Genomic DNA, 24,293 nt, shown 5'->3' on the forward strand with positions numbered 1-24,293 from the left:
CGTCACGTATCGCATCATTTGTCCACCGTGGCGGAGTTCGAGTCCGTATAGTGCACGTCGTGGCAGGTGAGGCACCGCACGATGCCGCCGTCGAGTGCGAGGTCGTTCGTCGCGTTAGTGTCGTCGGAGGCGCCCTGGGCTTTTCCATCCACATCAAGGGGCGTACCACGATCGTAGCCGGCCAAGTTGGCATTCAGCCCCTCGCCGACGGGGTGGCTGAAGTTGCTTCCCGTGTAGGGACCGTCCACATCGGCGTACCCCATGCCGCGCTCCGCGTGGCAGTCGAGGCAGAACACGTTAACACCGTCGTCAAGAGGCGCGCGCAGGAACGGGTAACCGATGTAGAATTCGTAGCGGTCTTCGGCGGTAAAGTCTCCGCCAGACGTGTCGAATGTCACCTGTACATTCGCGCCGTCGTTCAGTTCCTGATAAGTCGGTGTCTCGCTTGTCAGGCGCGCGGGCGCACTGGCGGGGTATTCATCCCAGGCGGCGCCGGTCCAGCCCCACCACGTGCGCTCGTTGTCGTTCGAGAATACGTATGTCGCCTCCGTGCCCGCCTTGCCACCAGCGATGATTCTGATGAGATAGATCTTCGGGTTCGCGGCGGGATCCACCTGGAAGACGACCCCGCCCGCGGGTCCCGCAATCTCATCCAAGCTTAGGCGCTGAGGACCCCAGTTGTTCGTCTCGTGCTGGTCGTGGCAGGTCGAGCACGTAATCAGCGTACCGTCCATGCGCAGCTGCATCTCGGTGTTGCCCGGGGGCTTCGCGCCGTAAGCGGTATTCGTCGCCTCCGCGCCCCACCGGTGCGTCGTGCCCACCACACCGGGAACGGTGACGTTGGACGTTTCGAGCATGGGGAAATCGGAAAGCGCGTTGTGGCACTGCTGGCAGACGAGGGCGTTCGTCGTGGCGTTTGTGAGAGGGCCTCCCAACGTGGCGTGCGCAACATGGCACGAGGCGCACTCCACCTCGAAGGACAAATCGTGCGGAGCGTCCGTTGCGAAAAGCAAGCCCATCAGGCCCAGCAGCCCGACGAATCCCGCGAATGCGCCCAACCGTTTCATCGCCGTCATTGCCCCGTCACCCGAATGAATAGGTTGTCCGGCGGCGACAACGCACCGCCCGTAATGATTTCCGAATTCCCCGAAACCAAGACGGACCAGCCGCCCGGGAACTGGGGCGTCGTATCCCACTCCAAGAGGTAGCTCGTGACCGCCTTGGGCGGCGAGCCGGCGTTCTTCGAAGCGGTGATCTCCGTCCACTCCACGAGCAGGTCGTCGCCCACCTTCGTCACGTATACGTCGTAGACGCCGGCCATCGGGCTCTGCCAGGTGGGCGTGGCCGAAACCTGGACGCCCGCGCTTTCTATGTCGCCCGCGATGACGGTGCGGACCTCGTACAGATAGGTCTCGCCGTTCGTGAGCCCGGTGTCCACGTACGTCGTCTTGTCGATGGGCACGTCGAAAAGCCTCGCGAATTGCCCGAGGACGGAATCCCAGCGATAGACGCGGTAGCCGAGCAGGGCGTCCTCGCTAACGTAATCCCAGCTCAAGAACACGACGGAGTTGTCGGCCAGGGCCTGCACCTGCGAGGGCGCATGGGGCACGACGTAGACCCCCCGCACGCCCCAAACCTCGTTGCCGAGAGGATTGAGGTCGTTGTTGAACAGAACGCTGTTGACGCCCTCTTGCAGCGCGCTCAGGGGGATGCTCACCGTCCGGGTCGCCGACCACGTCGCCGAGGCATGCTCGGCCACGAAGCCCAGCGAAACGTCGTTGATGAAGAGCTCCACCTCGTCCTGGGAAACCTCGGTTATCTCGTACGCGAGAACCACGTCGTCGGAACGCTTCTGGAAGGTGTATCCCATGGAATCGCTGTGCGGATAGGGGTCGGAAGGAATGTTTCCGTATTCTCCCATGGCGGGAAGCGCCTCGGCCGTATCGCTCGGAACCAGGGGGAATCCCGCGGAAAACGGCCCCATGGTTCCGATGTCGTTAATGGCCGCCACCAACACGGTGTGCAGCACGCCGTCTTCAAGCCCGCCGACGCGCAAGAAGGGCTCCACAACCACTCGGACCGTCACCTGGCCCGTCCCCGAATTCACGACGTTCACCAAGTAGCTCTCCACGGTCTCCGCCGGCGGATTGGGCGCCCACCACAGGAGAAGCTGGCCGCCCAGACAGGTGTCCGCTCCCGTGACCCCCGCGGGGGCGGAGGGTATCCGCTGCGGGACGGCGGAAACCTCGGCGCTGTAAGGACTCCGGTTGGCCGCCGTGTCCTCCGCCTGCACGGCGAAGTAGTGCGTGATGCCCTCGGGGAGACCCGAGAACGTGTAAGAGGTTGCAAGGCCCGCGGCGACTTCCGCGCCGTAGCTGCCGGACGCCGTCCCGTAAGCCACGAAATATCCCGCCAAGTCCGGATCGGCGTTGGCGGCCCAGGAAACCGTCACGTTGCCCGCGTTGTCCGCCAGCGCGCTCACGCCCAGCGGCGTCGCGGGCGGCAGGTCGTTCACCGACGTTCCCTGCGCCTCGTTCGAATCGGCCGCGTGCGCCATGGAGAACGCGCGAATCTTGTAGGTATAAAGGAGGCCGTCCGTGGTGGAGTCCGCGTACTGGGTCGTGCCGGCGGCGACCGTCGCGCGCTCCGAGAAGAATCCGTCGCCGGGGTTCTGGCGGAGCACTTCGTAGCCCAGAACCGTGCCGCGGCCGGCGCCGTCGTCCGGCGAGAGGGCCCACTGGACGTTAATTTGCCCGCCGTTGTCGCCGGGGACGTCCTGGGCCGTGACGCCGCTTGCGGGCCCGGGCGCCACAGCCCGGCCGCCGATTTGAAACACCTCCACGCTGCCCTTGTTGGCGCAGGCGACGAAGAGGCGATGGAAGGCATCGCCCTCGCAGTCAAGCGGCAGTTGGAGCTTTCCGTCTTCCGTTCCGAATTCGGAGATCGAGGCCTGAAGCGTGCCGCTTGAATCGAGCACCTGGACGCGGCCCTGAAACACATCGGTCACGAAGAGGTTGCCGTCGCCGTCCATCCACATGCCGCCGAAGGCGTCCACGTCGATGTCGCTTCCTCTCCAATTGGCCACCCAGGTGCCGCCGCTCTGGAAGACGGCGACGCGGTCGTTCCCGAAATCCGACACGTAGAGCTGCGAGGCGTCCGGGGAGAGGGCGACCGCCACCGGAAACGCCAGCTCTCCGTCCCCCCGCCCGCTCTGTCCTATGCTCCGGAGGTACGCGCCGCCGGCGTCGTAGACGCGCACGACATCGCGCGCCTTATCCACCACGTAAAAGTCACCACCGACCCCGACGGCGACGTCCGCAGGGGTGGCGAATTCTCCATCACCCGCACCGAGGTCGAAAAGCCACGTCCCGCCCGCGTCGTAAACCGATACTTTTCCCGAGCCGGCATCGCCCACCGCCCATCCACCGCCCGGCAGCGCGGCGACGCCGAGCGGTTTCTCCACACCGCTCAGATAGCCTTCAAGGTCTCCCGTCGCGCTGAACCACTTCACGCTTCGTGTTGGAGGGTCCGAGACGGCGAATTCACCGCTCGCGGCCACCGCGATGCGCGTGGGCGAGACGGCGACCGACCCGAACGATGCCACCGCTTCCCAGTAAACGGAATCCACCGTGACCGTGGCCGAATCGGAAGCCCAGCCGGCGTTCGTCACGGTGCAGGTGATGACGGCCTGCTGGTTCCCAAGTGCGGGGGCCGTATAGGTCGCCGTGGGATCGGAGGGCGAAGAGCTCGTCACACTGCCCGCCGTGGTGCTCCAGTCATACGTCAACGGGCTTCCCTTGGGGTCGGTGGCAACGCAATCAATGAGAGCGGTCCCGCCGCTGTCCACGACGCCCGGCGTCGCGGTGAGCGACGTGATGACGGGCGGCTCCGCGGTCGTGACGGAAACGACGAGGCTTTGCGAGGCATACTCGCGGCCGCCGCACATCATTCCGCCGCTGTCCGCAATTTGGACGGTCAGCGTGTACTGGCCTTCCGCGAGGGGCGCCGTCCAATCCGCCGAGGCCGTGTAGGGACTCTTGCTCACCCCGTTTTGCACGTTGGAATAGCTCCCGCCGTCAGCGGTCCAGCTCGTGAGGTCGGCGCGGATGTACAGCCCGCAGCCGGAGGTGCACTCGGAGGGGCAGTCCGGGTCGTGGGCTTGAAGGATAAGGGAAATCATCTCCCCCGGCGCCACCACGGTGGCCGTTGCGTCGAACGAATCAATCACGGGGACCTGGGTGGCCCACGCGCCGGCAGCGGCTAGGCAGAAAAGAGCAACGCCGCTAATTCTTGCCTTCAATCCAACGCTCCGCATTCTCAACCTCCCGCAGTTTCCTCCGAGCCTTGCTTTCAAGATTCCACCTCGCCCCTTTTGTTCGTTAAGCAAAAAAAAGACAAACGGGGCTTCTTCTCTATTATTATACGCATTCCCGGTTGCTTTGTCAAGTTAAATTAAGAAAAAAAAGAAAAAGAAACTGAAACGGAAAAAGCTGAAATGGACGGTTTTCCAGGCACGCGCGGCAACTTCATGAGCGACCTCCTTATCATTGCCCTTGCGGGCATCGTGCCCTACTGGCTCACGTTCGTTGCGTGAGATTCTCTTGAAGCGGACGGCTGCTCCACGGCGGCGAGCCCGGCAGCCCGTATAGAGGGAAATCGCCAACACTTGAAGAACCCGAATCGCGTCGTCCAAATCCGACGGAATTCCCGTTTGCTCATCGAGAAAGGCGATGGTAGGATGACATTTTCGCAGACCACTTTATCAGGGTACGGCTGAAAGAAACCAAGCCACTATGCATAAACTCCTCAAGGTGCTCCTGGGCATCATCCTGGTTTTCATCCTCTTAGGAGGAGGGTATTTCCTATACCGTCGAAGCGCCCGTCCTTCCCCTCCCCGCATGATCCTGCTCGGGTTTGACGGTCTCGACAATCTGTTGCTCGACCGTTTGATTGCCGAGGGGAAGCTCCCCAATTTTCAAACGCTCCGCGAGGAGGGTGCATGGGGAGACCTGCGAACGATTCAGCCCATGCTTTCACCCATCGTGTGGACGAGCGTCACCACGGGGCGCCACCCCGAGACTCATTGGATTTTCCATTTCTTCGAGGAGGACGAGAAGGGGAAAATGCGTCCCGCCTCGTCGCTCGGGCGGCGCGCGCCGGCCTTCTGGAACATTGCCCCGCACTACGGCGTCCGGTGCGGCGCCGTAGGCTGGTACTCCTCATGGCCGGCCGAACTGGTTGAAAACAGTTTTCTCATTACGAACCAGATCAGCACGTACCCCGTCGACAATCCGCCCGAGGAGCCCATGGGCCTCACGTACCCGCCGGAGCTGGAGCTGGAGCTGATGGAGCGCTTCGCCCCGCCCAAACAATCCGACGAGGCGTTGTCGGTTTTTCTGAATCCGCCCTTCGACGACCTTTCCGAGGAAAGCCGGGCCGCCGTGCGGCATTTCTATACGCATCTTGCCGTGGTGAACTTTCAACGCGCCGCCACGCCCTACCTGGTGGAAAGGTTTCGTCCGGAGCTCCTCGGCGTGTACTTCAAATTTCCCGACGCCCTCTCCCACCTCTTCGCGGACTATTCGCCGCCGCCGCTTCCCGGCCTCCCCGAGGAGGACATCCGGGCGTTCGGCGAAGCCGTGGATCGGTGCTACGTCTTTCTCGACGGCATCGTCGGGGAGTTTATGGCGATGATGGGGGAGCACACGACGCTGGTCATCTGCTCTGACCACGGCTTTCGCGGCGGCGACCGCAGGCCTCTCGTCTCGGCCAAGGCCAAGGAGAATCCCGTCGCGTGGCACCGCCTCGACGGAGTGGTCATGCTCTACGGAGGCGGCGTCAAACGAGGGCACCGCATCTCAGAGGCCTCCATCTACGACATCGCGCCCACGGCGCTCTATCTGTCAGGCATCCCTCTTTCCAAAGAGCTCAAAGGCGGCGTGATTTGGGAGGCCCTGGACGTTTCCGATCGGGAAAACGCCCCAACCGTGGCTGACTATGCGGACGTTCCCAGGGAGAAGGTCACCACGGAGGTGCAAACGGACATCGACGCCATGCGCGAGGAGCTCCAGGCTCTCGGATACATCGGCGGCGGGGAAGGAGACGAGGGCGGTGATCCGAGGGGCAAGGAACGCACCCTATGGAGGATTAATCGCGGGACGATCCTGTTTCATGACGAGGAATGGGACAAGGCCCTGGCCGTTTTCCGGGGGGTGCTGAAGCTGGATCCCTCCTCGGCAACGGCCCACCAGTTCATGGGAATGATAGAACGCAAGCAGGGCGATCTCGCCGCGGCCAAGGAGTATCTCGCGGAGGCGCTTGAACTGAAGCCGGACAACGTGACGGCCTGCCTGGAGATCGCAGAAATCCATGAGACGCAAAAAGAGGATGCGGAAGCTCTCGCCGTGCTCCAAAGTGGCGTCGACGCCGTTCCGCACACCTCCAAATTGCGCTACCGTCTCGCCATGGCCCATGCGCGTTTGGGACGACTCGACGAGGCCGTGCAAGAGCTCGAGGCGGGTGTTTCCTACGCCGAGGACGATGAGGAAGCGTCCTCGTTCTACAACATGCTGGGCGTCTTCCACGGCGGGCGCGGGCGCCACGGGAAGGCCGAGGCGGCTTTGTTGGAGGCCCTTCGCCTCTACCCCGGCTACTACAAGTACCATGCGAACCTGGGCATCCTCTACCGGAGGATGGAGGATTTCGAGAAGGCGCTCGAGCAATTCCGGGAAGCCGAACAAGCGTCCCCGGACAACGTCGCGGTGCTGAACGAGCTGGGAAGGACGGCCCTCGAGGCCGGAAAAATATCCGAGGCCGCGGCGTATTTCGAGCGCTCCCTGGCCAAGGCGCCGCAGCAGCCGGAGATTCGAGCGCTCCTTTCCCAAACCGCGCCGTAGCTCAGAAAAAAACGGAGGCGGGATCGAGCCCGCCTCCGCGATAAATTTTCGGGAACCGGCGACGGCCTTTTCCCGCGGCCGTCCGCCGGATGGTTATCCGCCCCAGCGCCACCCGAGGCCGAGGTAGAAACCTTCGAGCGAAACGTCGCGGTCCCTGTCCTCCGCGTTCGCGGCCGCGTTGACGATTGGGGAGTTCGGCAGGTTGTCCCACCGGGAGAGGCGGTATCCCCCGCGAAGCTCAAGACCGAAGTTGAACGTGTAGGAGATCCCAAGCGCCAAATTCATCTTCGTCACCGTCTCGTCGGTCTCACGGGATACGGTGAAAATTTCCATCGGACTACCGAAAATTCCTTGCGGATCGTGGGTTTCCGTTCGCTTGGCTTCCGCGCTCCCCGACAGGTAAGCGAACGAGGCGCTCCCGTGAAACCTCAACCCCTCGACGGGTCCAAGGCGCTGGGAGCCCGTCAGCCCGATCATCGGGCCGTTCGCGCCGATGTCGCTTTCGCCCGTGGCCGTGTACATGTAGTCCGGGGGGTAGAAAAGCCAACCCCAGTTTTGTCGCTCGGTCTGGTCGTAATCAATGACGCTCCATCCGAGCAGCGCCCGCCACTGGGAATCGTCGTTGTCACGGTTTAAAACGCGGATGTAGTAGACGCTCCATTCCGTCAGCTCGGCCTCGAAGTTCGCCCTCACGTCAGTAGCGACGAGGGGAAACCCCAGCAAGAAATCCGTCCAGAAGGTCGGCTCGAGAGTCGATGGGTAAAGAGGGGCGTCATCCCGGGCTACCTCATCCTCTTCCTTTGCTCCGGCGTAGCTTACGCCAAAGCCGTGCTTTCCCTTGCGGATGTAGTTAAACTCAATCACGGGTGCAACGTCGTCCTCGTCATCAAGCCCCAAAAAGAGGGGAGAATCGGAGTTGCCGATTCCCATATAGTAGGGCATGTACGGGTACATGTTGTAGGGTGCGGGATAAACATAACCAGCAACTCCCGCGAGGCGGTCGCTCAAGCCGTTGAAGTCGGTGAACCAGGCGTCGCCCGAGACTTCGAAGTAGTTCTCGGGCGCCTCGTCGGCAAAAAGCGCCGGCGCCGCAAGCACCATCGCCAGGGCCAGGGTTGTCACAAAGGTTTTTCGCATTTGCATCTCCTTTCGTGGTTGGTTTGTTTACTGTCCGTGCATTAAGAAGCTATCACACGGAAGCGTTTGGGTCAAACGGAATGAAAAAGCCGGCCCGGGCGAGGCCACCGTCGTCTCGCCGGGGGATGAGAGCCGCGCTCGAGGCGGAACTACGGCCGCCGGACGATGTCGCCCTTCTGGTATCCGGAGCCCGTCGTCGCGGACGCGATCGAGGATTTCTCCTTCACCTCGGTCACCGTGATCGTGCCCACCTTCATGGTTTCCACGTCGATGACCTCTCCGGTATCGGGATCACGTATCTCCTGGCCGACGCGCAGCACCTCGAGCTTCTCCCCGACCTCGAGCCCGCTTCCCTGGCCCAGGTTGAGGTAGATCTTGCTGTCGGAAACGACGGCCGCGACCTTGCCCTCAAGCGGTGGCACCCAGGTGCCGGTGGAGGGCTCGATGTCCTCGGCGTCGGCGACGATCTCGGCGGCGAGGTTGTCGATGGATTTCGCGAGCACCTTCGACGCGATTCCCGAATCGTAGTTCTTGCCGAAGCCGGACCCGGCGAACATCCCCCTGCCGAACTTCTGTTTGCCTTCCGCCTCGTAGGCGTTGATGATCTCCGCCGTGGTCGTATCGATGAGGCGGGCGGTGAGGGAGGCCTTGCTGCTCACCATCTTTCCGCCGATTCCCCCTCCCCACTTCCATTTGCCCACCTGGGGAACGGCCCCGCCCCAGTCCGATATGCCGAATTCCGTGACTGAGCCCGTGATGATGAGCTGCACGCCGAGAAGCTTTCCGAACTTCACGGCGGTCGCCGGGTCGATGTCGCCCGACATCGACAGGTTCTGCTCCTTCATCACGAGATTCAGCTTCTCGCGCTCGATGACGGAGAATTTCCCGCTCTTGACCAGCTCGGTCACGAGGTTGTCCGCCGCCGCGGTTTGAAGCTGCGTGTACGACCAGCCGTAGGGCCAGGACCCGTGGAGGGCCGACGTGTCGAAGTCCATCACGGCGACGCGGACCTTGGCCTTCTCCGTGTCCGTTTCCGAAAACCCGACCGCGGCCGCAAGCAGAAGAATTACGATGCAAGCTGAAACACGCTTCATGTCATTGTCCTCTTCCATTGAATGTTGTTAACCGAGATTTCCCGTATGGCCTTCTCTTCAACCTCCCGAACCCGCTTGTTCGAGCGATATTGCCACGGGAGCGTTTCATCGTAGCTCTTCTCAGGCAGCCCCGTCAAGCTTCCGTTTTTTCGTTCGTCGCGTTTCGCTCTGCGTCCACCGCGACCGGAAGCCGGGGGCCAGGGGTTGGGGGTCAGTTCCCAGTAGCCGGATTCTTGTAATATCGCAATAAGAGGCAGTATAGGCTTTATTTATATTTCATGAGTATGATGTTCACCATTTTCTCCGTTGCCCTTACCGCGGATATCGTCTGGTCGGAATCCACTCCAATGGTGCTGAAATATCTGTCATCGTGTTTCCATTCTATTACAGTCTCTACCAAAGCGCTCGTCTTTCCTCCCTGAGGGATTCTCGGCTGATAGTCCGTCAGCTCCGGAAGCTGAACGTTTTTTTGGGCCATCACCGATCTCAATGCATTCATGATAGCATCATAGCCGCCTGCTCCCGTGCCTGTTGCTTCCAATTCCTCGCCATTGAGCAATATTTTGACATACCCTATTCTTGCCCCGGTCATACTAATATCAGATTTCGCGTTCAAGAATCTGAAAGGCATCTGCTTTGGCTGCTCAAATATGTCCTTGGCAATAAAATACAGGTCTTCCGGCATTACTGTCTTGCCGACTCCCCCTAATTCCCTCACTCTGTTTGTAACTTTCTTCAAGGCTTCATCATCAAGTTCAAGGCCTATCTGCTCCAGATTCATCCGAATAGAGGATTCTCCAGACTGTTTTCCCAGAGGATATGCTGTTGTAGTTGACTTCCCGAACCTTTCGGCACTCAATTTATTCATGTATAGGCGCGCTTTTCTGTCCCCGTCCGCATGAACCCCCGACGTCTGCCTATGCACATTCTCCCCTACAATCGGAGCCGTCGGCTGCATCCGAATTCCCGAAGCTGTTTCAACCATTCTTTTGAGTTCATAAAAACCTTCTTCTTCTACTTTGAGGTCCAGATTCAGATAATCTTTAGCTCCCGCAACCACTGCATACAGTGAGCAGTTGCCCGCTCTTTCTCCTAATGTGTTTGCCGTGACGTGAATGCCATGCACTCCTGCTTTCAACGCTGATAAAGCATTGGCTGAGCCCAAATCGTAGTCATTGTGGGCGTGAAAATCAAAATGCGTTTCCGGAAACCTCGCAAGCATTTCTTTTACATATTTTTCAGTTGTCCAGGGGCTTAGAATTCCCAGAGTATCAGGGAGCATCACTCTTCTTACCTTCATTGCTTCCAGGCCTTTAACCATCCGGAAAACATGATCTTCCGAGTGCATCATTCCATTCGACCAGTCTTCCAAATAGACATTGACCTGCATCCCCTTGCCCGCCGCATATTCCACGGTTTGGCCTATATCGCTTAAGTGCTCATCGAGGGTTTTCCCGAGCTGTTTGGAGCAATGATTCTCGGAACCTTTCGCCAAGAGGTTGATGACTTTCCCGCCGCTCTTGTTAATCCAGTCGACGCTTTCCGTCTTGTCCACGAAACCCAAGACTTCGATGGAGTCCAATCTATCGTTCTCTTTCGCCCAGGCGCATATCTTTCCAAGCGCTTCCTCGTCCTCTTTCACGGCCCTTGCGCTTGCAACCTCAATTCTGCCAATTCCCATCTCGATTAATTTCTTCGCGATATTGAGTTTTTCACTGGGTGAGAAAGAAACGTTATCCATCTGCTCCCCGTCTCTCAAGGTTGTATCCATAACTTCAGGCATTTTCATCGCCTCCATACACTCGGTTAGCAGTTGAAAGTTTATAAAGCCTTCGTTTATGTAACTATCACTAAGTCAATATAATTGATTTGGGCGCGCGCCTCTCTTATTTATTATCCTACCACAAATTCCCTAATTGAACGGAACTGAGAGCTTGCCGGAGCGGCCGCGAGAGCCGACGGGCGCGCCCTTACCGAAGCCCGGCCAACTCCTGGAGCAGACGCCAGTTGGCGAGGCGCTCCTCCTGCGCCTTGAGGAGCGTTTCGGAGGGCTCCCCCTTCGCGTTGAAGTGCTTGGCAAAGCGCCCTTCGGTGCGGGCAAAAGAGATGAAGTCAGCGGGCTCCTTGGTCTTGGGGTTGACGTACCAGTCGTCCTTCAGGGCGGGGTTGCCCTTGAGGTCGAGGCGGTCGCTCAGGCGCTCTCCCTGGCGCGGGTCGTGTATCAAAAGGGGGAACGCGTGAGTGTTCACGGCGAGGCGCGCCTGCGCGACGGACGCGTCGTCGCCGATGCCGTGCTCGGGCGGGCAGGGCGTGTAGACGTTGACCACGGAGGGGCCCGTGTATTCGTTCGCGGCCATCACGGCGCGGTAAAAGTGGTTGACATGCGCCGGCGTCGTCTGCGCCACGAACACGTCTGGATGGTGCATGAGGGACAGGAGGCCGATTTCCTTGCGGCGCTCGGTCTTGCCCGGCTGCGCCTTCCCGAAATAGGACATCTTCGCCTCCTGGCTCATGAACGACGCGGTGGAGGTCTGCCCCCCGGTGTTCGAGTAGACCTGTGTGTCGAGGACCAGCACGTTGATGTCCATCCCGCTCATGAGCATCCGGGAAAGGGCCTGAAAGCCGATGTCGAGCAAGGCGCCGTCGCCGCCGATCGCCCAGAGGCGCTTCTTCTCCCGGCCCGTCTGGTTCCATCGCCCGCGCACGCCCATCGCGACCGTGGCGATGTTCTCGAACAGCGAGTTCGTCCACGGGACCATGAAGGGGTTGTAGGGATAAGTGGAGCCGTACACTGTGTTGCAGCCCGTGGCGGCGACGATCCCCGCGCTGTCGGGGCCGTAAACGTATCCCGTCGCCGCGAGCATCATGCGGATCGCCGTGGCCTCACCGCAACCCATGCACGAACCCCCTCCTCCGGTGTAGAGGAGCGAGCGGCCGGCGAGCATCATGTCGGCCAGGACCTTTTCGTGGATGTACTCGACCGGGGTGTCGGGAAGCGAGCCGAAAAACTCGAAGGCCTTCGCCCGCTCGTCCATCATGGGCTTCGTCTTCGCGACCATCTTGAGCGCGGCCTTGTCGCCGCAGACGGTCACGCACTCCGCGCAGCCCTTGCACTTCGTGGGGTCGACGAAGAGGCCAAACTGGCCCGGTTCCTTCCCCTTCTTCTTGGGCATGCCGTGGTACTTCACCGTCTCGGCGAACTGGTTTCTCAAAAAGTCCCGATGCTCCCCCTCCGAGACTTTCGAGAGCTCGGGCTCAAGCCTGGACTCCGGAACCACCTTGGCCAGGATGGCGGTGTCGGGACATTCCGTGACGCAATCCATGCAGCCGGTGCATTTCTCACGTATGAATTCCGGTATCTCGGGAGCAATGTGGGAAAAATCCCGGAGCGTCGCGGTCCCCGCGGGAATGAGGCCCCGCGCGGCGTACTCGTCGGCGGGCAGCGCGGCGCTTGCGGTTCCGTCGGCGTAGGCCGCAAGCACCTGCTCCATGAACGCGTCGACGTCAACCAGCCCGCTCGGTTTTCCCGCCGCCGTGTTCTTCTCTTCCTCGTTCGCTTTCATGCTTCTCTTTCCTCCCTTCTATACGCGCGCTGCCTGCCTGGCGGTCTCCCCGCCCCCGCACGGCACCTCGAGCGCTTCTTTGAAGCCGCGCTCCACGGCGCGCAGGTTGGCCTGCACGGTGGCCTCACCGCGCCGGCCGAAATACTTTCGCAGGGCGCGCTCGACGGCTTCGAGAAGCGCTTCCTGGCTGAGCCCCTTTCGCTCCCGAAACGGCGACGCGTACAGGAACACGCCGAGGAGGGCGATGCCCTGCATCCGCACCTGCAAGTCGGGGGTGGGTGCCTCCTCCTTCGCGATGCGCGTGGCGTCGAGGGCGATGAGGCGGATCGACCGCTCCCGCAGCGTGCGCTGCATGTGCTCCGGCAGGCTGTCCCACACCGCGCCCGGCTCCGTATGCTGCGACGGCACGAAGAGGGTTCCCCCCTCCGCCAGGCCATGAAGGGTATCTCTTACCCCGATGGCGTTCGTGTCGAGCACCGCGACGAACTCGACGTGCTCAAGCTCGCAGTGCAGGCCGATGTGCTCCTCCGCCGCGGTGAGAAAGAACGTGGTAGGAAGCCCCTTCTTCTCGGAGCCGTACTTCGGGTAGGCCTGCACGTGCAGGCCGAAAACGTCCGCAAGAAGCGTGGCGATCACCTTGTTCGTGGTGACGGAGCCGTAGCCGCCCACGGAGTGGCCACGCATGGAGAACGCCCCCTTCGAGCGAACGTCGGGATCCTCCGCCCGGGGAAGCGCCTCAGGATGGCCGACCCCCAGCACGAAGAACCGCCGCCCGCCGGTGTCACCCGTCATGCGCTCGACGGTAGCGACAAAGTCGCCGGGCCGCACGTCGCGGCTCCCCAGTCCCGCGACGCCCGAAAAAATGGCCGGAACGGTTCCGACGGCCTCGTAACCCTCCGCGCCGGTGAGCGCGTCCGCGAACGCCGCCTTTATCTCGGCCGTCAGAGGATTGCTCTGCGCCGGCGGGTTGTCCATCCGCTCGACCACGGCGAACGCCTTGAGATGCTTGAGGGCGTGGACGATCTCCGGCCCGGGGAACGGGCGAAACGCGGTCACGTGCAGGCACCCGACGGGAACGCCGCGGGCGCTGCGAAGCCAATCGACGGTCGCCTTGGCAGTCTCGAGCATCGTGCCCATGCCCACGATCGCAACCTCGGCGTCCTCGAGCCGGTACGGCTCGACCAGTCCGTAGCCGCGCCCCGTCAAGCGCTCGAACTCCGCCATGGCGTCCCGGACGCATTTCGTGAGATGGTCGTAGTAGAAGCGCTGCGCCACCTTGCCCTTCATGTAGGCGTCCTGATTCTGGACGGAGCCGGACATGAGGGGGTTCGACGGATCGAAAAGATCGGGGATGCGCCCGGACGAAGGGCCGACGAACTCTTTCATCATCTCGGGCTCGGGCAGGAACACGCTCTCAACGGTGTGCGTGGTCAGGAAGCCGTCCTGAATGTTCAGGAACGGGGTCTGCGATTCCTCCGCCGCGCGCCGCGCGATAAGGGCCAGGTCGGCCGTCTCCTGGGCGTTGCGCCCAAAAAGCATGCCCCAGCCGCAGTCAGCCACGCCGCAGACGTCGTCGTGGCCGGCATGGATATTCAGCGCCTGCGACGTGAGGGCGCGCGCCCCGATGTGGAAAACCGCGGGCAGCCGCTTGCCCGCGATGGTGTAGAGAACCTCCTTCATCAGAATGAGGCCCTGCCCGGACGTGAAGTTCGTGACGCGCCCGCCTGCGAGGGCGAAACCCTCGCACGCGGAGGCGGAAGAGTGCTCCGATTCGAGCTCGCAAAAGAACAGCTCCTCTCCCCACAGGTTCCGCTTTCCGTTCGCTACTGCGCGCTGGTAGCCCTCACCCATGGGCGTGGAGGGAGTGATCGGATAGGCGCAGCCGCCCTGCGTGATGTGCGTCTCCACCCAGACGACGGCTTCGGAGCCGTCCACGGGTGTGAGCACACCGGGATACGGGGCTGGGCTCTGAGGAGGATTCTGTTTAACCACTGAACGAAACACCTGTTATTTTCTTTTACTATACGCTTCCCACCTTGCCTTCGTCAAGGCGAGTCTCGTCCTCTTTCTTCTTACCGCTCGTCTTCCGCGCCTCGCGGCTCCTCGTAGGGGTTGGGAATCTGCCTGAGCTTCAGAATGAGGAACATGACCCACAACACCGCCACAAAGGCGACTACGAACCATGCCCCCTTGCGAACGGCCAGCTCCCTCTTCTTCCCCTCAATGGTGTGATGGACTTCATCGGCGATCGCCGTGGCCTCGGAAGTGATTTTCTTGAGGGCGTCGAGATCCAGCGCATGGGACACGGGGCCTGCCTCGATGAGGCGGGAATCGGCTTCGCGCAGGCGTTCGCGGAAAGGATCGAGGTAAATCAGCCGGGCAGGGGCGTCCTCCAAGCTGGCCTTCGCCTCCTCCAGCGACGACGCCGTGTGGTCGAGTTCCTGGTAGAAAGCGGCGGCCATCTCGGCACCGCGGTCATCGGCGTGGCATGAGGCGCAGCCGTCTTCCGCCGTAAAAAGCTCCCGGCTCGGAAAGAGGATGCGGTGGTTCCCGTGGCAGTCCACACAACGCGGAGACCCATAGAAATGGCGCGCCCTCTCATGGGGGCTCTTGGCGTAACTTTCGGCGGTGTTGCCGTGGCAGTTGCCGCAAACCTGGCTCACATCCTCCACGCCGGGCGGCGTGGCGCCGTGGATGCCGTGGCAGGTCGCGCAATCGGGGACGAGCGGATTGTCGTCCCGGTAAAGGAGCATGCCGTGATGGGACTCTTTGTATTCGGCAAGCGCATCGGTCGGAAGGTTGTACTTCGACATCATCGCTTCGTCAGCATGGCATTTCGCGCACGTTTCAGGAACGTTCCCGTGATGGACGAGAGACTTCGGATGGGACGGGGAGAGTATCCGGTGGCTTCCATGGCAATCTATGCATGTCGCCGCATCGGTGCTCCTGCGCTTCAGCACGGCCTTCCCGTGATGGCTCGTCCGGTAAAAGGTCAGTTGGTCGGTGCGAATTCCGTAAGGCCGCATCCTTTCGGGGTCCGCGTGGCACGTTCCGCAAATCATCACAATCTCCGCTCCCACGGGCCGCCCCACGAAACCCTTCGCCTCGCTCATCGCCTCCTCCACGTCCCACGACGAGGGATTGCCCCCGTGGCACTGCTCGCACGCCACGCCTGCGGACGCGTGAGAGCTCTCCCGCCATCCATGCACGGGAACCACGTATTCGTCTCCGAGCTCCGTGTGGCAGCCGACGCAGGAGTTGTCGTCCCAGTTTGCACCGTAGGAAGAGGAAAAGAGCACGCCCAGGAAAGCAAGGGGCAGCAGGAAACGGTAAGGGGAACGCGTGGCTCGTCCCATTCTTTCTCCTACGAGAAGTGCCCCCAAACCGTGAAGACAGCCCACACAACCAATCCCGCCGCGGCAAGGACGAGAGCCATGGGCCTCCTGTAGGGATTGAGGTCTGGGTTGCGGTCCAGGAAGGGAAACAAGAAGAAAATGGCGAACACGATCCCCTGCCCGAAAACACCGATGACCTTGGGAGCCCATGGACCGAGAAATGCCGTCACTTCCGCCGCTTTCAAGAACTGGTAGGACGCAAGAAAATACCACTCCGGTTTGATGTGCTCAGGCGTGGTGTAGGGATCGGCCTTCTCGCCGATTTCACCGGGCGCGAACGTCGCAAGCGTCAGCAGCGCCGCAAAAACCACAACGGCCACACAGGTTTCCTGCAGCACGTGGTGCGGCCAGAAGGGATGGTAGCGGGGGCGTCGGCCCTTCGCGTTCTTGGCTTGCTCGTTCATGAGGCGTTTTCCTCGCGGGGGTTACGTTCATGCCGTGCGTCGCGGGCATCTTCACTATAGGGTTCGGCGAAGCCCTGGCGCCGCATCATGAAAAAATGCCCGACCAAAAGAAGAATAATGGCCGCAGGCCAGACGAACACGTGGAAGGCGTAGAAGCGCGTGAGCGTCACGGCCGAGATCTGCTTGCCGCCCCGCAAAAGAAGCAGCAGATGCTCGCCTATCACCGGCACCACGGCCGCCGTTTCCGTGCCCACGGTCGTGGCCCAGTAGGAAACCTGGTTCCACGGCAAGAGGTAGCCCGTAAACTCAGCGGCCAGCGTCAGCATGAGAAGGCAGACGCCCACCATCCAGTTATATTCGCGTGGATACTTGTACGCCCCGTGCCAGAAGACGCGCATCATGTGCAGCATCACGAACACAATCATGAAGTTCGCGGCCCAGAAATGGATGCTGCGCACCAGCCACCCGAACGGCACCGTCGTGGTGATGTGAACCACGCTTTCGTAGGCGTGGTCGGGCGTGGGCTGGTAATACATGGCGAGGAGATATCCCGTCGCGATCTGGATAAGAAACATCATGAACGCGGCCGTCCCAAATCCGGTCCTGTAGTTGATGTGCGCCGGCACTGGGTGGGCGAGAAAGCTATGCATGATGGAGCGAAGGCCCAGGCGTTCCCCGATGGGGCCGATGAGAATTTTGTAGAAGGGCAGGAGCCTCACCATGTCGTCGAACGGATACCGCTTCTCGATTTCTTCAAACGACGGCAAGGGACTCTTCTTCCCGGAGGAAGTTTCGCGCTCGGACGTCTCGGGCTTTCCGGAATTTCCCATAGGCCGCTTCATGCCTCAACGAAGACGTGGTCGCCCGAAATGCGCGCCTTGTAAACCCGCAAAGGCGACGGCGCAGGGCCGCCTGTCACGGCGCCGTGCAGATCAAACTTGGCGACGTGGCACGGACATACCAGTTGGTGCGCCTCCTTTTTCCATGTGACGAGACAGCCCAAATGGGTGCACGCCGCGCTCAGGGCGCGCACCTCCGATTCGCTCACGCGCACCACAATCACGGTGTCGCCCATGAAGCCCACCTTCTTGGAAGCTCCCACCGGAAGCTCCCCGAGCGGCAGCGTAAGACGCCCTGAGCCCGTCATCTGTATCGTCTCGGAGGGCCAAAAATACGAAAAGAGAGGGTACATGGTCCCCGCGATTGCGAGGAAGAAGCCGCTGTTAATGATGTAGTCGATAAACGTGCGGCGCCCGTAAACCTTATCAAGGTTTACACCCTTATCTTTTCGGGTAGGGGCCGAGAGGCCCGTCTTGTCTTGCATCTTTCTATCTTACCGGAGGCTCGGGGATGCGTGGTGGACGTGGAAAATCGTGCGGCGCAGCAGGCAGCCGATGGGGCAACAGCACCTCCGCTTCATCCAACGGTTTCCATAAAGGGAGGATTTTACCAAAGACATAGATGAAAATAAAGGGCAAAATAAACAAGGACTGCCGTATTTCATGTTATTGAAGCAGCTTTGCTACGGTATCACAGTCCTCTTCGCTCCGCTCAAGGAGCGCCATGGCATACTCCACGTTGTGGACGCCATGCCCGTAGAGGACGAGGGAGTAGTTGTGATGGGCGGCCTCGTAGGCCTGGGTGGCCTCCTCCCAGGTTTTTTGAGGAATGTTCCTCCCCCGCGCCCGCGAGTAGATTTTATCCGTCAACCGGATCTTTTTCCCCAGTAACTCGAGCATCTCGTCCACGCTCGCAACCCAATCCGCCATCAGACCCTTGGCGTCGCTGTCGTGGCAGCCGACGCACGCCGCCTCCGTCGTGGCGAGGGTTTGACCCGCGAAGCTCGCCCTCTTGTCCGGCCGCGTATGGGAAAAGTGGCAGCCGGTGCAGTCAACACTCATAAAGAACATGTGGCTGGGCATATCGGGAACCCCGATGCCGCCCCTTCCGGCGTAAAGAAGCTGCGGGGCGGAATGCATCTGCGAGTGACACGAGCTGCAGGAAGCGTCGAAAGCGCGCTGGGTCGCCCTGCGCTCGTGGAGGATGTCGGCGTGGCAGTGGCCGCACGACAGGTTGTGCTCCGTCACGTGCCTCCGGTGGAGGACGATTTCCTGGCTGTAGAACTCCAACCGGTCCGGCTCGGCGTGGCAATTGAGGCACTTGCTCTTCTCCACGCGCCCGTCCCCCACCGCCATCGTGCCGTGGCACTTCTGGCACCGGATGCCGCGGCCGGCATAGGCCGCATGCTCGAACTTGAACCCGTCGAGCTCCACCGTCTCCGGAGTTTGCGTGTGGCAAAGGGTGCACCGGGAAATGTCCTTTTCCGCTTCGTGTTCCAGATTCTTGAAGTGACACAAAAAACAGGTCTCCTTGGTCGCCGACATGTGGTCCCCGATTGCCATCTGCGAATGGCACGAGGTGCAGCGGAGCCTCTTCTGGCGCCGCATCTCGGCGAGGTGAGGCGTGTGGTCGAAAACGACGTGCTCGTGGTATTCCACCTCGCCCGAAAGAAGCCGCGTGTCGTGGCATCCCGCGCGCAAACAAGAAGCGTCTTCAATCTCCGCGTAAGGCTTCGTGCCGTAGGTGCGGGTGACGTATTTCGCAAGCTGGGAGAGCGCCTGGTATTTGACCCACACGGTGCCGCGAATGTCGGGGGGATAATGGCAGTCCACGCAGGGCACTTCGTTGTGGGAGGACGTCGACCATGAAACGTAATAAGGTTCCATGATGTGGCACGAGTTGCAGAACGCAGGCCGCGTGCTGTATTCCGCCAATCCCAGAACCGCCAGGATGAGGGCGACGAACGCGAAAATCACCGCGTGGAAAGCTTTGGCTCCCCACGTCAAATCCTCCGGCCCCAGGATTATTCGTCTGACGATTCGGCGAAATTTCATTGTGCTTCTCTCTGTAAAACAATATAGCAGTTTTGCCTTTTATAATCTACAGAAAGCGCGCTGCCCCGGGAGGCGGCGGCGCACTACCGATACACAGCTACCATGGCGTAGACAATCCAGACGACCATGATAAAGCCCACGGCAAGGGCCGCCCAGGCAAACCCTCGAATGGTCCGCACCACGACGGAGGGCAGGGGCTCCACCAGGTATTTCTCCAGCTCCCCGCTCTCGACCAGCGCCCGGTGCTCGTCAGGCCGTTCGTCCTCGAATTCCTCGAGAGGCATCCGCCCCGTGAAAACCGTGATGTCCATGGGGAATTTTTCGGGGCGAAGGTGGGTATTAAAAAAGTGGACGGTGAAAATGAAGCCGGTGGCGAGCAACGCCTCGTCGCTGTGGATGATGGTGGCAACGTTGATGAGCCACCCCGGAAGCAGAAGCGTGAAAAGCTCCGGCATCCAAAGTATGAGGCCCGTCGAGCCGATGATGGCGATGCCCCAGAACACGGCGAAGTAGTCGAATTTTTCCCAGTAGGTCCACCGTCCGTAGCTGGGACGCTCGCCCCGCCCGACAAACCACTTGAGGGAGCCCCAGGCTTCCCGGACGTCTCGCAACGTGGGAATCATGGTGTCGGGGCCGAAAAGCAGGGCGCGCCACGAGCCGTAATACTTCCGTTTGTTCTTTACCAGGTCCGCCAAGTGCACGAAGAAAACGCCGAACATCACAACCGCGGCCAAGCGGTGGATGTAGCCCGCGGACTCGAAACCTCCCAAAACATTGGACAGCAACAAGGCCCAGTTCGTGTATGAGAATTTGAGCGTCATGCCGGTAAGCGCCAAGCTCAGGAAGCTCGCAACCATAAGGACGTGCAGGATGCTGTTGAGCCGCGTGAAGCGGCGAAACTGTCTTTCTTCCTGAATCTTCGCGTGCTTGCGCTTGCGGCGCATCTCGATGGCGCGCGGAAACCAAAGCAGCGTATGAAACCATCCCACGGTAAACACGCCGACGAGAAGGCCCGTCATGCCCCAGAACGTGAAAAAGAGCCAGGGATACTTGTCGGGGTCGTGGTGCGTCGCATGCGTGAGATAGCCGGCGAAGCGCCGCGTCGCCCCGGGGTGGCATTTCTGGCATGTGGCGACGACGTTCTGACGGCTAAGGAGCGAGCGGGGATTTTCAATGGGCAGGATGTCGTGGGAGCCGTGGCAGTCGTAGCACTTGGCGGTTTTTACATACCCCAGCTGGGAGACTTTCCCGTGGTACGTTTCGAAATATGTTTCGGCAATTTCGAGATGACAGTTCCCGCAGGTCTTCATGATCTCGAGCTTGAAGCCGGCAATATCGATTCGACGAATAGTGTGGGCGGTGTGGCAGGTGTCGCACACCGGGAGCTCCTTTTCCGTCCGCGACACCTTGGGTGAATGAATGCTGGCGACGAATTGTTCGTAGATGCCGTTGTGGCACCGAGCGCAGGTCTTGGCGATGTTTTGACGGGCAATGGAGGAGCGCGGATCGGTATGGGGCAGCTCGTGGTGCGCCGTGTGGCACGAGGTGCATGTCGCCGTTACCACGAGGCCGCTCTGCAGGAGCCCCTTCCCATGGATGCTCTCCGTGTAGTGTTTGATAATCTCGTGCTGCTCCCCGGCGTAGCGAACGGCGGCTTTCTCACCCTCGCGGTGGCACAGAGCGCAGAGGGCGGGAATGTTGGTCGGGAAAATGGGCGATTCCGGATCATACTTTCCCAGCGCGCCGTGCTCGCTGTGGCAGTCGGCGCACAGGGGAGCGTTCGGGTCGTCCTTCGCGGCAAGCGACCCATGCACGCTCTCCGTGTACTCCTGCACCACCTCGGCGTGGCAAACGGAGCAGTCCACCTTCGGAATCACGGTCTCGCAGGCGCGAACCCTATCTGGGCTGCACCCCGTATGGCACTGGGCGCAGGTGACCTTGGAATGCATGGAGCCGGCAAGCTCGCGCTTGTCCGCATAGAGCTTCACGGTTTCGCCGTCGCGCGTGGCCGTCAGGGTTTCGTCGTCGTGGCAGCTAAGGCAGTCGCGGTCGGCCATGCCCTGGTCGTAGAACACCTTGCGCGCCTTGTGGGGCTCGTGGCAGTCCACGCAGGCCGGCACGCGATGGGGCTCCTTTTCCCACAGCTCTCCCTCAACGATTTTCCGATGCACGTCCTCGATAAGCTCATGGCAGCGGGCGCAGGTCTTGGCGATGTTTTGACGGGCAATGGACGACCGGGGATCGGTGTGAGGAAGGATATCGTGCGCCGTATGGCACGAAGTGCACACCGCGGTAACGGAAAGGCCGCGATGGAACAGGCCCTCGCCGTGAATGCTCTGGGAGTAGTGCTCGAGAATCTTTTCCTGCGGTATGTCATGCGTGATGGTAACGGGGGAGCCCTCGCGGTGGCAGCGCCCGCAGAGAAAGGGAACCTTCATGGTCACCACGGCCGATTCGGGATCGGAAGTCGGAAGAATTTCGTGGCTGCCATGGCAGTCCTGGCAGAGGGGGGCAAGGGGGTCGCCCCGGGCGGCGGCCCGCCCGTGCAGGCTGACGTCGTACTTCTCCTGCAGTTCCTCGTGGCATGGGCTGCAGTCCGCGCGCTCGAGGGAAACTTCGTGGGGGAATTCGGCGCCGTCGAGGTCCGCGTGGCAGAAGATGCAGTCGAGGCCGCCGTGAACGGATGCGGAAAATTTCTCTTCGTCCACGAAAAGCCGCACCACCTGTCCCCGCCGCTGGACGCTCAAATCGGGGTCGGAGTGGCACATTAAGCAGGTGTCATTATCTTGTGCGTGCGCGGGAGATGAGAGAAGGGCTCCTCCCGTTACCAAAATTACAACGCACAGATAAAAGCTTCTCATCCTCTTTCCTCGTTCCTTGTTTGTTACGCAGAACCGCTGCGTATTCCTATTCGGAAGGTCCTCGGTCGCCCCGCGCGCCGGTTCCTTCGGGCGGAGGGGCGCTTTCCCCCCGAATCTTCTCCCACTCGCGGGCGTGCTCTTCCTCCATCTGCTCGTGCGTGGCCTTGCCGGTGAGCCACACCATGGACATTGGAGCGACGTGGGGATTCACCATCACGCCGTAAAGATGCCAAAGGATGATAGCAAACGTGGCCAAAATCGCCTCGTAGTAGTGCACCGTGTGAGCAACATCGATTACCCATTTAGGCCCGAAATGCAGCGTCTGGTTATCAAACCACAGCATAAGGCCCGTGAGAATCATAACCACGGAGCCCCAGAGGAGGGCAAAGTATTCCACTTTTTCCTGGTAAGCAAAGCGTCCGTACGCAGGTTCTTCGTGCGACCAGTGCATCTGATAGCGCAAGTTCCCCAAAGCATCGCGCACATCCTGCAGGCGCGGCCACATCTCGCGCCATTGCCCGCGCCCGCGTCTTGCAAAAAGCAAATATCCTATATGGTAGAGGCAAACGGCAATGAAGACCACCGCGGCGACACGGTGGGAGATACTGCGCAGCCAGACGTTGACTTCCTGTGCCACAAAGGGAATGCCCCAGTCGAGGCGAAGGGCGAAGCCGCTCACCACGAGCACGATGAACGATGCCATTAAGAGCCAGTGCTGGAAGCGCTCGTTCAGGGTAAAGCGCAAGTGGAGATACTCCTCTGGAATTTTTCCGTACATGCGGCGCATCTTCCCCGTAAAGTCGATGAGGTTGTGCGCGGCCATAAACGCGAGCGTCCCGGCGATGAGCCAAATATAAATTATGCGCACCCAATACACCACCAGGGCGCCGAATGTCTCGGTCTCGTCGCCGTGAATTGTTCCCAAAGGGAAAGTTTCCCCCGCCCCTGGATGGCAGGCGCCGCAGGTCTCAGCAAGGTGCGAAGAATGAACCATGGACTCGGGGTCGGTGGAAGGCTTGATGTTGTGCGCCCCGTGGCAGGAATCGCACTTTGCCACAGTGGTGTCGCCGTAGCGATCGGCGAGGCCGTGGAAGCTGTCGAAGTAGGTGCTTACCTTCCGGCCCGGAAGTCCATAGCGCCGCACAAGGCGCTCCGCCCCATGGCATGCGGCGCAGGTTTGAGAGACCGCCTCGATGGAAACGGGCGAGAGGGGGTCTTCGTGGCGGCGGATGCCGTGCTCGCTGTGGCAGTCCGTGCAGGTCGGGGCGTCGCGGATGCCCGCCGCGAGTGCCTGCCCGTGGATGCTTTCCGCGTATTCCTGTTCGACGTCCCCGTGGCACAGGCCGCACGTCGAAGGAACATTTTGGGGGTGGACGGGCGACCGGGGATCCCCCGCGGCGAGAACGCTGTGGCTTTCGTGACAGGTGGCGCATGAAGGCGCCATGTCAAGGCTCTCCTCAAGAAGGAGCCGTCCATGCACCGAGAGGGCGTACTCCTCAAAGGGGCGGATGCGTGCGATGCCGCCTCGTCTCAGAAACTCTTCGGAAGCGTGGCAGCGTGCGCACGTCCTCGGCAGGTGGATGGGATGAACGCGCGATTCGGCATCATCCGTCGGAAGAATGTCATGCGTCCCGTGGCAGTCGGTGCACGTGGCCACGAGGATATCGCCCGAGCGCCGCAGAGCCGCATGGACGGAAAGTTCGTATTCCTCCTGCGCCGTGTCGTGGCAGGCGGCGCACGCCTGGGGCTCGCCGGGCGGGGTCGGCGCTACCTCATGCGGGAAGTCGGTTATCCCCTCGTGGCAATCCGTGCACGAGAAGCCGCCGTGCACGGAGGCCGCGTAGGCCTCCGCGTCAACGTAGGCGTCCCCCGCGTCGGAGTCGCCATGGCAAGAAAGGCACGCGTCCTCGGCGCAAAGGAAAGGGGAGGCTAAAAGCGCTACGAGGGCCGCAAAGAAAACGATGACTACACGGCGCGCACACCCGGCAGGTTGCGTACAGTCGTTACTTCTTCTCTCCGCCTTAAAGTCTCCATGATTCAAGGCACACC

Annotated in this window: 15 protein-coding genes; 1 reads left to right on the forward strand and 14 read right to left on the reverse strand. The window is 61.1% G+C overall.

All coding sequences use genetic code 11. The features are described from left to right. Positions 1 to 14: 14 nt before the first annotated feature. On the reverse strand, positions 15 to 1,076 hold the full coding sequence (locus tag JSV08_08535) for a cytochrome c3 family protein (GenBank protein UCF80541.1): 1,062 nt from the start codon (positions 1,074 to 1,076) through the stop codon (positions 15 to 17). Further along, complete coding sequence (locus JSV08_08540; GenBank protein UCF80542.1) at positions 1,073 to 4,315, reverse strand: SMP-30/gluconolactonase/LRE family protein; 3,243 nt, start codon at positions 4,313 to 4,315, stop codon at positions 1,073 to 1,075. The genes JSV08_08535 and JSV08_08540 overlap by 4 nt, the downstream gene beginning before the upstream one ends. A 478-nt stretch (positions 4,316 to 4,793) precedes the next feature. Between JSV08_08540 and JSV08_08545 the strand changes: the two genes are divergently transcribed. Beyond that, the gene (locus JSV08_08545) at positions 4,794 to 6,896 is read left to right on the forward strand and encodes a tetratricopeptide repeat protein (GenBank protein ID UCF80543.1); all 2,103 of its coding nucleotides are present in this window, start codon (positions 4,794 to 4,796) and stop codon (positions 6,894 to 6,896) included. A 93-nt stretch (positions 6,897 to 6,989) separates the two neighbouring features. Here the strand turns inward: JSV08_08545 and JSV08_08550 are convergent, their stop codons facing one another. The 12 genes from JSV08_08550 to JSV08_08605 all read right to left on the reverse strand — a co-directional run bounded on the left by JSV08_08550 (position 6,990) and on the right by JSV08_08605 (position 24,075). Beyond that, on the reverse strand, positions 6,990 to 8,033 hold the full coding sequence (locus tag JSV08_08550; GenBank protein UCF80544.1) for a hypothetical protein: 1,044 nt from the start codon (positions 8,031 to 8,033) through the stop codon (positions 6,990 to 6,992). 149 nt (positions 8,034 to 8,182) lie between these two features. Then, the gene (locus JSV08_08555) at positions 8,183 to 9,127 is read right to left on the reverse strand and encodes a hypothetical protein (protein UCF80545.1); all 945 of its coding nucleotides are present in this window, start codon (positions 9,125 to 9,127) and stop codon (positions 8,183 to 8,185) included. Positions 9,128 to 9,392: 265 nt separating this feature from the next. Continuing rightward, entirely contained in the window at positions 9,393 to 10,916 is a 1,524-nt protein-coding gene (locus JSV08_08560) for a 2-isopropylmalate synthase (protein UCF81870.1), read from the reverse strand. 181 nt (positions 10,917 to 11,097) lie between these two features. Next, positions 11,098 to 12,690, reverse strand: a complete 1,593-nt coding sequence (locus JSV08_08565; protein UCF80546.1) for a 4Fe-4S binding protein — start codon at positions 12,688 to 12,690, stop codon at positions 11,098 to 11,100. Positions 12,691 to 12,708: 18 nt separating this feature from the next. Next, positions 12,709 to 14,682, reverse strand: a complete 1,974-nt coding sequence (locus tag JSV08_08570) for a 2-oxoacid:acceptor oxidoreductase family protein (protein ID UCF80547.1) — start codon at positions 14,680 to 14,682, stop codon at positions 12,709 to 12,711. An 80-nt stretch (positions 14,683 to 14,762) separates the two neighbouring features. Continuing rightward, a complete protein-coding gene (locus JSV08_08575; protein UCF80548.1) occupies positions 14,763 to 16,046 on the reverse strand; it encodes a cytochrome c3 family protein in 1,284 nt (427 codons plus the stop codon). Between the two features lie 8 nt (positions 16,047 to 16,054). Next, positions 16,055 to 16,489 carry a hypothetical protein gene (locus JSV08_08580; protein ID UCF80549.1) on the reverse strand — a complete coding sequence of 145 codons (435 nt, stop codon included), beginning with the start codon at positions 16,487 to 16,489 and terminating at the stop codon, positions 16,055 to 16,057. Beyond that, positions 16,486 to 17,319 (reverse strand): cytochrome b N-terminal domain-containing protein, encoded by an 834-nt coding sequence (locus JSV08_08585; protein UCF80550.1) that lies wholly within the window; start codon positions 17,317 to 17,319, stop codon positions 16,486 to 16,488. The genes JSV08_08580 and JSV08_08585 overlap by 4 nt, the downstream gene beginning before the upstream one ends. An 8-nt stretch (positions 17,320 to 17,327) precedes the next feature. Continuing rightward, positions 17,328 to 17,813 carry a Rieske (2Fe-2S) protein gene (locus JSV08_08590; protein ID UCF80551.1) on the reverse strand — a complete coding sequence of 162 codons (486 nt, stop codon included), beginning with the start codon at positions 17,811 to 17,813 and terminating at the stop codon, positions 17,328 to 17,330. Positions 17,814 to 17,994: 181 nt separating this feature from the next. Then, positions 17,995 to 19,383: a NapC/NirT family cytochrome c gene (locus JSV08_08595; protein UCF80552.1), complete on the reverse strand. Its 1,389-nt coding sequence runs from the start codon at positions 19,381 to 19,383 to the stop codon at positions 17,995 to 17,997. Between the two features lie 83 nt (positions 19,384 to 19,466). Beyond that, on the reverse strand, positions 19,467 to 22,151 hold the full coding sequence (locus JSV08_08600; GenBank protein UCF80553.1) for a cytochrome c3 family protein: 2,685 nt from the start codon (positions 22,149 to 22,151) through the stop codon (positions 19,467 to 19,469). Between the two features lie 139 nt (positions 22,152 to 22,290). Beyond that, a complete protein-coding gene (locus JSV08_08605; protein ID UCF80554.1) occupies positions 22,291 to 24,075 on the reverse strand; it encodes a cytochrome c3 family protein in 1,785 nt (594 codons plus the stop codon). Positions 24,076 to 24,293 lie beyond the last annotated feature (218 nt).

The sequence above is a fragment of the Acidobacteriota bacterium genome (genome assembly GCA_020349885.1).
Lineage (GTDB): Bacteria > Acidobacteriota.

What these genes read in the sequence shown, in the direction of transcription:
- JSV08_08535 (UCF80541.1), bottom strand. Translation starts at nt 1,076, where the DNA reads ATGACGGCGATGAAACGGTTGGGCGCATTCGCGGGATTCGTCGGGCTG.
- JSV08_08540 (UCF80542.1), bottom strand. Translation starts at nt 4,315, where the DNA reads ATGCGGAGCGTTGGATTGAAGGCAAGAATTAGCGGCGTTGCTCTTTTC.
- JSV08_08545 (UCF80543.1), top strand. Translation starts at nt 4,794, where the DNA reads ATGCATAAACTCCTCAAGGTGCTCCTGGGCATCATCCTGGTTTTCATC.
- JSV08_08550 (UCF80544.1), bottom strand. Translation starts at nt 8,033, where the DNA reads ATGCGAAAAACCTTTGTGACAACCCTGGCCCTGGCGATGGTGCTTGCG.
- JSV08_08555 (UCF80545.1), bottom strand. Translation starts at nt 9,127, where the DNA reads ATGAAGCGTGTTTCAGCTTGCATCGTAATTCTTCTGCTTGCGGCCGCG.
- JSV08_08560 (UCF81870.1), bottom strand. Translation starts at nt 10,916, where the DNA reads ATGAAAATGCCTGAAGTTATGGATACAACCTTGAGAGACGGGGAGCAG.
- JSV08_08565 (UCF80546.1), bottom strand. Translation starts at nt 12,690, where the DNA reads ATGAAAGCGAACGAGGAAGAGAAGAACACGGCGGCGGGAAAACCGAGC.
- JSV08_08575 (UCF80548.1), bottom strand. Translation starts at nt 16,046, where the DNA reads ATGGGACGAGCCACGCGTTCCCCTTACCGTTTCCTGCTGCCCCTTGCT.
- JSV08_08580 (UCF80549.1), bottom strand. Translation starts at nt 16,489, where the DNA reads ATGAACGAGCAAGCCAAGAACGCGAAGGGCCGACGCCCCCGCTACCAT.
- JSV08_08585 (UCF80550.1), bottom strand. Translation starts at nt 17,319, where the DNA reads ATGGGAAATTCCGGAAAGCCCGAGACGTCCGAGCGCGAAACTTCCTCC.
- JSV08_08590 (UCF80551.1), bottom strand. Translation starts at nt 17,813, where the DNA reads ATGCAAGACAAGACGGGCCTCTCGGCCCCTACCCGAAAAGATAAGGGT.
- JSV08_08595 (UCF80552.1), bottom strand. Translation starts at nt 19,383, where the DNA reads ATGAAATTTCGCCGAATCGTCAGACGAATAATCCTGGGGCCGGAGGAT.
- JSV08_08600 (UCF80553.1), bottom strand. Translation starts at nt 22,151, where the DNA reads ATGTGCCACTCCGACCCCGATTTGAGCGTCCAGCGGCGGGGACAGGTG.